The sequence below is a fragment of the Blastococcus sp. CT_GayMR20 genome (assembly GCF_004570345.1).
In genome coordinates, this window is record NZ_SPQM01000261.1 from 1 (window position 1) to 3,564 (window position 3,564).

Sequence of the window (3,564 nt, forward strand, 5' to 3'; positions counted from 1 at the left end):
GCGCCATCGGCGCGGGTCGCACGGACCGCAGCGGCACTGTGCGGACGGACCCGGAGCGCAGGGCGGCCGGGCGGGCGGCCGCGGGCCGCCGGGCGGTGCGGGAACCCGCGACGCCGTCGGCCCGGTCGAGGAAGTCGATCAGCCCCGCCAGACTGCTCCCGATGTCGCGGCCGGTCAGGTCGGCGGTCATGCGTACCGCGGTGCCCGGGTGGGCCGTCTCGCCGCTCATGTCGCCTCCTGCCTCACGTCGCGTCCGCAGCCGGGGAAGGTGCTGCGGACAAGGAGAAAGGTAGGGACCGGCGACGCATTCGACGCGTTCCTCCGGCAATCGCGCAGATGCGCGTGACCGAACCGTTGCGAAGCAATTCCGGACCGGTCGGTGACCCTTTCCAGTGCCCGATGACTTGTCGACAAGAAGTGCATTCCGAGCGTGGAAATGGTCGGGAAGGGCTCCGGTCATCTCCCCGGTGTCCCGACGCGCGCGGCGTGTCGGACGGCGGCGCTGACAGGATCGCCCCGTGCCCGTCCCCCTGGTGATCGACACCGACCCCGGCATCGACGACGCCCTCGCGATCCTCCTGGCCCTCGCCAGTCCCGAGGTCGACCTGCGCCTGGTCACCACCGTGCACGGCAACGTCGAGCTGGCCCGGACGACGGAGAACGCGCTGCGGGTGCTGCACCTGGCGGGCCGCTCCGACGTGCCGGTCGCCGCGGGGGCGCGCGAGTCGCTCGTCCACCCGCAGCCCGAGCGCGCCGGCCACGTCCACGGCACTGCGGGTCTTGGCGGGGTGGAGCTGGCGCCGTCCCCCGCGGCGGTCGATCCCCGGCCGGCGGTGGTCGCCCTCGCCGAGCTGCTGATGACCTCACCGGAGCCGGTCACGGTCGCGGCCGTCGGACCCCTGACCAACGTGGCCCTGCTGCTGCGGGTCTTCCCCGATGCGGCGGCCCGGATCGGCCGGCTGGTGGTGATGGGTGGGGCGGCCTGGCGCGGCGGGAACGTCACGGCCGCGGCCGAGTTCAACATCTGGGCCGACCCCGAGGCCGCGCAGGCGGTGTTCGGCGCCGGCCTGCCGACGGTCATGGTGGGCCTCGACGTCACCCTGCCGACGGTGCTCGGCGAGGAGGGCATCGCCCGCTTCGCCGCCGCGGGTCCGATCGGCAACCGGGCCGCCGCGATCCTCCAGCAGTACCTCGACCACGCGCGGACCGCCTACGGCACGACCGGGGTAGTCGTGCACGACGCCCTCGCCGTCACCGAGGCGATCCTGCCCGGGACGCTGGGGACCGTGCGCCGCGACGTCGTCGTCGACACCTCGCTCGGCCCCGAACGGGGCCGGACGGTCGCCGGGGAGCGGGAGTCGGCGGCGCCCACCGCGGTCGAGATCGCCGAGAAGGTGGACAGCGCGGCCACGGTGGAGTTCCTCGTGTCCCGGCTGGCCTCTCTCGACGGCTGAGCCGACGGATTTTCGCTAGCGGCCGCCCTTCGTCGACTCCACGATCCCGAGGGCGATGTCCCGCAGCTTGCGGTTGTAGCGCTGGGACGCCTCCCGCAGGATCTCGAAGGCCTGCTCGGCGTCTACCCGCCGCTGCGCCATGAGCACGCCCTTGGCCTGCTCGATCACCGCCCGGGAGTCCATCGCCAGGCGCATGTTGCGGGCCTGCTCGCCCAGCTGCCAGTGGGAGTCGGCGTTGGCGACGGCGACCGCGATGATCTCGGCGGCGTCCAGGCCGGCGGTGAGGGACTCCGGCGAGGCGAACGCCGCGATCTCGCTGGAGTAGATGTTGAGGGCGCCGATGGTCGCGCCCTGGTAGGGCAGGGGCACCGAGAGCGAACTGCGGACCGGGGTCTCGGCGCGGACGCGGGCCACGTAGTCCGGCCATCGCTCCTCGGTCCCCATGTCGTCGATCCGCAGGACCACCCCGCCGCGGCCGGCATCCATGCAGGGGCCGTAGCCGCGCTCGTACTGGAGCTCGTCCGCCGCCAGGGCCATCTCGCCGTCGTAGGCGGCGGTGTAGGCCTTGTCGTTGCGCAGGAGCGTGGTCGAGACGGCGTCGGCGCCGGGTATCCCCCGGCGGGCGATGGCGGTGATCTCGGTCAGGACGTCCTCGAGGGTCCGGTCCACGAGAGCGACCCGGCTCAGGTCCCTCAGCAACTGATCCACGCGCACAGTCTGCCCTGTGGAGCGGCCGGGACCCGCCCGCCTCTGCGCCGCGGGTCCCGATCGGTCAGGATGGACCCGGCCGGGCAGCGCTCCGCCGGCCCGCTGTGCGGACGTGAGGGGAGGCGATGTGGCCGGGGACAAGGCCGAGGAGCCGGCCGAGCACGCCGCCGAGCATGCCTGGCCGTGCGCACCCGTCCCGTCGGTACCCGGGGACGTGTGGCACTGGCAGCTCGAGGCGATGCACGTCGTCTCCCGCGTACGCAGCGACCTCCGGGCACGGATCGCCCACCCGTCGGTCTCCAGCGGATCGACGGAGGACGCCCGCGACGGCCTGCTCCTCGTCTTCGAGGAGCTGGCCTCCAACGCGCTGCGCCACGGCGGCGGCGACGTCCGTGCCCTCGTCGTGGCCGGACCCGGCGGCTGGCTCCTCGACCTCAGCGACGAGGCACCGGAGCGACCGCCGGTGCCGGCGGTCGACCGGGACCCCGCGCTCGGGGGCATGGGCCTGCACCTGGTCGCCCAGCTGTCCACGAGCTTCGGCTACGAGAAGCGGCCCGGGCGCAAGCACGTCTGGGCACGGCTGCCCTCCGGCCGGAACGAGACGACCGAGCGCCGCCGCAGCCAGCTGCCCGAGCCGCGCTCGCCGGAGATCCACCGGGATTAGCGGCCGGCAGCCCGGACGGCCGTCCCGAACCGGGTGGCGTCCTCCCGCACCTCGGCCATCGGCCCGAGCACCTCCTCCTCGGCGACCGCCTCGATCGCGGCCCGCAGCCGCCGGTCGGCTGCCTTCCCCCGCCGGCGGGCCCGCAGCGCGACCAGGGGCCGGGAGAGGACCGCCAGCAGCAGTCCGGCCAGGAGCGCGCCGACGAGGAGCAGGGTCGGCAGCGGGAAGCCCTCGACCCGGGGCAGGGGGACGACGTCGTCGAGCTGGAAGAACCCGAGGACGACGAGGGCCAGCAGCCACAGGGCACCCGCCAGCGCGACGAGCGCCAGCAACCACTGGAGCCCGCCGGCGGCCCGCTGCCACAGGGGCACCCGGTCCGGTCCGAGGTCGGTGCCGGCGACCGTGCGGTCCAGCCGGTCGGCGAGCCCCGACTCCGACACCTCCACCGTGCGCCGCAGGTCGTCGCGCCAGGCCTGCGGCAGCCCCTCGGCCATGGCGTCGCGGGCACGCCGGACCGCCGTGGTCACGCCCGCCAGCTCGACGGGCGACGCCGGAGGCAGCGAGGTGCGCGCCCGCTCGTCGCCCAGGTGCAGCCGCGCCAGCGGGTCCGGGCGGAGCTTGCGGGTCCACCGCACCAGGGGCCAGCCGGTGCGCGCCGTGCCGTCGCGCAGGGACGACCGTTCCACCGCCGCCGTCACCGCGGGCACGCCGGCCGCCGCGGCGAGCGCGTCCCCGAGG

4 protein-coding genes and 1 pseudogene are annotated in these 3,564 nt (G+C 75.1%); 2 read left to right on the forward strand and 3 right to left on the reverse strand.

Going from position 1 to position 3,564, the window contains the following annotated elements; translation table 11 throughout:
• The coding region (locus E4P40_RS26960) for a hypothetical protein (RefSeq protein ID WP_135161370.1) at window positions 1–229 on the reverse strand (229 nt) is incomplete at its 3' end.
• 289 nt (window positions 230–518) lie between these two features.
• Between E4P40_RS26960 and E4P40_RS26965 the strand changes: the two genes are divergently transcribed.
• Window positions 519–1,454: a nucleoside hydrolase gene (locus E4P40_RS26965; RefSeq protein ID WP_135161371.1), complete on the forward strand. Its 936-nt coding sequence runs from the start codon at window positions 519–521 to the stop codon at window positions 1,452–1,454.
• A gap of 15 nt (window positions 1,455–1,469) precedes the next feature.
• On the opposite strand, the gene E4P40_RS26970 is transcribed toward E4P40_RS26965, so the two are convergent.
• Complete coding sequence (locus tag E4P40_RS26970) at window positions 1,470–2,162, reverse strand: GAF and ANTAR domain-containing protein (protein WP_135161372.1); 693 nt, start codon at window positions 2,160–2,162, stop codon at window positions 1,470–1,472.
• 127 nt (window positions 2,163–2,289) lie between these two features.
• On the opposite strand from E4P40_RS26970, the gene E4P40_RS26975 reads away from it, so the two are divergent.
• Window positions 2,290–2,826, forward strand: a complete 537-nt coding sequence (locus E4P40_RS26975) for an ATP-binding protein (protein WP_245160621.1) — start codon at window positions 2,290–2,292, stop codon at window positions 2,824–2,826.
• On the opposite strand, the pseudogene E4P40_RS26980 reads toward E4P40_RS26975, so the two are convergent.
• Window positions 2,823–3,564 (reverse strand): annotated as a pseudogene (locus tag E4P40_RS26980) (GTP-binding protein HSR1); the annotation flags it as partial. The gene E4P40_RS26975 and the pseudogene E4P40_RS26980 overlap by 4 nt on opposite strands.